Source organism: Stenotrophomonas sp. 05L44_2, from assembly GCF_056665995.1.
This window is the reverse complement of sequence record NZ_JBFTNR010000405.1, coordinates 1-3871: the sequence shown is the minus strand read 5'-3', so window position 1 is coordinate 3871 and position 3871 is coordinate 1. Positions and strand designations below refer to the sequence as shown.

Genomic DNA, 3871 nt, shown 5'->3' with positions numbered 1-3871 from the left:
GGCTCTTCCTGCTCACTCCGCGACGACGTTCAGGTGCGTTAAAGTTGCCCGCGTAGGTGCCCCCCGCGTCGCGGTCAGGGGCAGCCGAAGAAGTGACGCATCAGGAGTCCACATCATGAGTGTTCCCGAGGGATTGGAAGGGAGTGGGCAAGGCCTGACGCGCAGAACCTTCCTGCTGGCCGTTGGCTCCGCTTCGCTGCTGGTTGCCTGCAACGGCAAGGCGCCAGCAACCCATGCCGGTGCCACGCCAGCGAAACGGACGGACGGCCGCTTTCTGCAACTCTCCCAGGCACTGACCGGCAAGTCCGACCTTGATCCGGCAACCGCCGGGCGCATCGAAACCGCCTTCGCCAAGCTGCATCCCGACATGCACGCCCAGTTCCCCGCACTCGCGGCGAAGGCGCAACAGGTGCAGGGCCCTGAAGCGCTGCTGGCGGCCGCTGGCGATGCACGGCCGACAGCGCTGGCCATCATCACTGCCTGGTACACCGGCAGCGTAGGCAAGGGGCCGCAGGCCATCACCGTTTCCTATCGCGATGCGCTGATGCAGCGCCCGGTGGACGACGGCCTGTTCCCGCCCACCTATGCACAAGGCGGTCCCGCATGGTGGACGGCCGAACCGCCGGCGGCGGTACGCGCGCACGGCTGAGCCTGCGCTTCCAGCTCTTTTCCCGTAATTGTTATGGATTCCCCTCATGAAAGCTCCGGTTTTCCGTGATGGCGACGCCGATGCCGATGTTGTGATCGTCGGTTCGGGCGTCGTCGGCGCATTGATCGCCCACCAGTTGGTTCGTGCCGGAAAATCGGTTCTTGTGCTGGAGGCGGGCCCCCGCCTGCATCGTTCCGACGTGGTCGAGAACTGGCGCAACGTCAGCTTCGAACGGCGCATCGGCAGTGATTTCCAGGGGCCGTATCCACAGTCACCGCTTGCCACCGCGCCGCTGTACTTCCCGGCCAATGACTACGTGGGCCTGACCGGCCCCGACGCCAGCAGCTTCCATCAGGGCTTCATCAAGGCCGTGGGTGGCACCACCTGGCACTGGGCCGCCTCGTGCTGGCGCCACCTGCCGGTGGACTTCAGGATGCAGAGTACCTRCGGGGTGGGGCGCGACTGGCCGATCAGCTACGACGACATCGAGCCTTATTACTGCCGCGCCGAGGAGGCGATGGGCGTCTCCGGGCCGAATGATCCGGACAAGCAGAGCCCCTCCGAGCGATCCAGGCCCTACCTCGCCGACATGATTCCCTGGGGCAACGGTGACAAGGTGTTCGCCGAGGTGGTCAATCCGCACGGCTACAACCTGGTGCCCATTCCGCAGGGTCGCATGGTCACGCCCTGGAACGACCGGCCCGCCTGCTGCGGCAACAACAACTGCCAGCCGATCTGCCCGATCGGCGCGATGTACAACGGCATCCATACCATCGAAGCGGCCGAGAAACTGGGTGCGCAGGTGCTGGCCGAAGCAGTGGCCTACAAGATCGATACCGACGCGCAGAACCGGGTCACGGCCATCCATTGGTATGACAACAACAAGGTCAGCCACAAGGCCACCGGCCGTAGTTTCGTGATTGCGTGCAATGCACTGGAGACGCCGCGTCTGCTGCTGCTCGCCGCCAATGAGCAGAACCCGAACGGCATCGCCAACAGTTCCGACCAGGTCGGGCGCAACATGCTCGACCATTCCGGTTTCCACTGCTCGTTCATTGCCGACAGGCCGATCTGGCTGGGCCGTGGACCGGCGCAGTCCAGCTGCATGGTTGGCCCGCGCGACGGCGCCTTCCGCTCGCAGTACTCGGCCACCAAGATCATCCTCAACAACATCAGCCGGGTGGCGATCGCCACCGACCAGGCGCTGAAGAAAGGCCTGGTCGGCGACGCGCTGGATGCGGAGATCCGCCGCCGTGCGGTCTTCGGCGTGGATCTGTCGATCAGCCTGGAACCCTTGCCGGATCCCAGCAATCGCCTGACGCTGTCCAAGACGCGAGTGGATGGCCACGGCCTGGCCTGCCCGGATATCCACTACTCGCTGGGCGACTACGCCCGCAAGGGCTATGACGAGTCCTGCAAGCAGTTGCGTCACATCGGCTCGCTGTTCAACGCCGAGGAATTCGTCATCACCACGGCGCTCAACGCCAACAACCACATCATGGGCTCGACCATCATGGGCGCGGATCCGCGCGATTCGGTGGTCGATGGCGATTGCCGCGCACACGATCATCCCAACCTGTGGCTCCCGGGCGGCGGCCCGATGGTGTCGGCCAGCGTGGTCAACAGCACCTTGACCATGGCCGCGCTTGCGCTGAAGGCAGCAGATGCCATCGAGCGTGCCGCATGAAGACCTTCTGCTCGCTTCTGCTGATGATGCTGGCTGCAGCCAGCCAATCCGCGCGCGCAGACGAGGTTGCCGAACGTGGGCGCTACCTCTCGGTCGCTGCGGACTGCGTGGCATGCCACACCAGCCCCAAGCAGGGCAAGCCCTACGCAGGCGGCTACGCGATTGCCTCGCCGCTGGGTGAGATATGGGCAAGCAACATCACGCCCTCCAGAAGCCATGGCATCGGCCTCTACAGCGAAGACGATTTCGCCAAGGCGGTACGCGAAGGCGTGCGCAAGGACGGCGCCCATCTGTATCCGGCGATGCCCTATACCTCATATGCCAAGCTGACCGACGAGGACATCCACGCGCTGTATACCTACTTCATGAAGGAGGTGGTGCCGGTCGATGAGGAAGCTCACGCGACCGAGCTGCCGTTCCCCTTCAGCATCCGCCAGTCCATGGCGGTGTGGAACCTGCTGTTCCTGGACAAGGAAACGTTCACCCCCGATGCGGGCAGGAGCGCGCAGTGGAATCGCGGCGCCTATCTGGTGGAGGGTCTGGCGCACTGCTCCAGCTGCCACAGTCCGCGCGGGCTGATGATGCAGGAGGTGGACGGCAAGGCCTTCGCCGGCGGATCGCTGGGTGACTGGTACGCCCCCAACATCACCTCCCACCCCACCAGCGGTATCGGGGCTTGGAGCGATGCCGAGCTGGCGCAGTACCTGAAGACCGGCCGCGTCGCCGGTAAGGCGCAGGCCGGCGGTGGCATGGCCGAAGCGGTGAGCAACAGCCTGTCCAAGCTGCAGGACGAGGACATTGCCGCCATCGTCGCCTACCTGCGCACGGTGCCGGCCGTGGCCGACCCTGATGCCACGCGGGCCGCCTTCGCGTGGGGAGACGCCGCCATGGCGCCGGGTGAGCAGCCGGTACGTGGAACGAGTGCTGCATTGGCCTCGGGCGGTGTGCTGTATTCGGGCCTGTGTGCAAGCTGCCACGGTTCGCGTGGCGAGGGCAGCAGGGACCGGTACTACCCCTCCCTGGTGCACAACACTACCGTCGGCATGACCCGCCCGCAGAACCTGATCGCCACCATCATCGGCGGCGTTGACCGCGATGTGCACGGCGAACACGCGTTGATGCCGCACTTCTCGAAAGGCTCGTTCGTACAGGACCTGAGTGACGCCGATATCGCAGCGGTTGCGACCTACGTGCGCACGCAGTTCGGGCCGGGCGAGCAGGTCACCGAGGCGCAGGTTGCGCTGACCCGTGCCGGCGGCGAGAAGCCACTTCTGGCGAAGATTGCACGCTTGTGGCTGCCGATGCTCATCCTTGCCGTGCTGGCGTTGGTAGGCATCGTGCTGCTGGTGCGACGCGCCTGGAAGACCCGAAAGGCGCGGAGGGCGGCCGCATGAATTTCGTATCCTTGACCGGCATCGGGCTGCTTGCCTTCGTCGTCAACGGGTCGGTGTCGGCTGCTGAATCAAGTGCCTCCGCCAAGCCCAAATCGGTCGACAGCGTCGCGCAGACACCGCTGAGCGCGGATTGGGCAGCGC

At 65.3% G+C, this 3871-nt stretch carries 3 protein-coding genes; all 3 read left to right on the top strand.

Annotated features, from left to right (window positions below):
• Positions 1-115 precede the first annotated feature (115 nt).
• Genes AC1VAN_RS14445 through AC1VAN_RS14435 form a run of 3 tightly spaced genes read left to right on the top strand, consistent with a single transcriptional unit; the run spans position 116 to position 3730 of the window.
• Positions 116-649, top strand: a complete 534-nt coding sequence (locus tag AC1VAN_RS14445) for a sugar dehydrogenase complex small subunit (RefSeq protein WP_442251091.1) — start codon at positions 116-118, stop codon at positions 647-649.
• A gap of 46 nt (positions 650-695) precedes the next feature.
• Positions 696-2336 carry a GMC family oxidoreductase gene (locus AC1VAN_RS14440; protein WP_480986049.1) on the top strand — a complete coding sequence of 547 codons (1641 nt, stop codon included), beginning with the start codon at positions 696-698 and terminating at the stop codon, positions 2334-2336.
• Entirely contained in the window at positions 2333-3730 is a 1398-nt protein-coding gene (locus tag AC1VAN_RS14435) for a c-type cytochrome (RefSeq protein WP_442251092.1), read from the top strand. Before AC1VAN_RS14440 ends, AC1VAN_RS14435 begins: the two co-directional genes overlap by 4 nt.
• Positions 3731-3871: the final 141 nt, after the last annotated feature.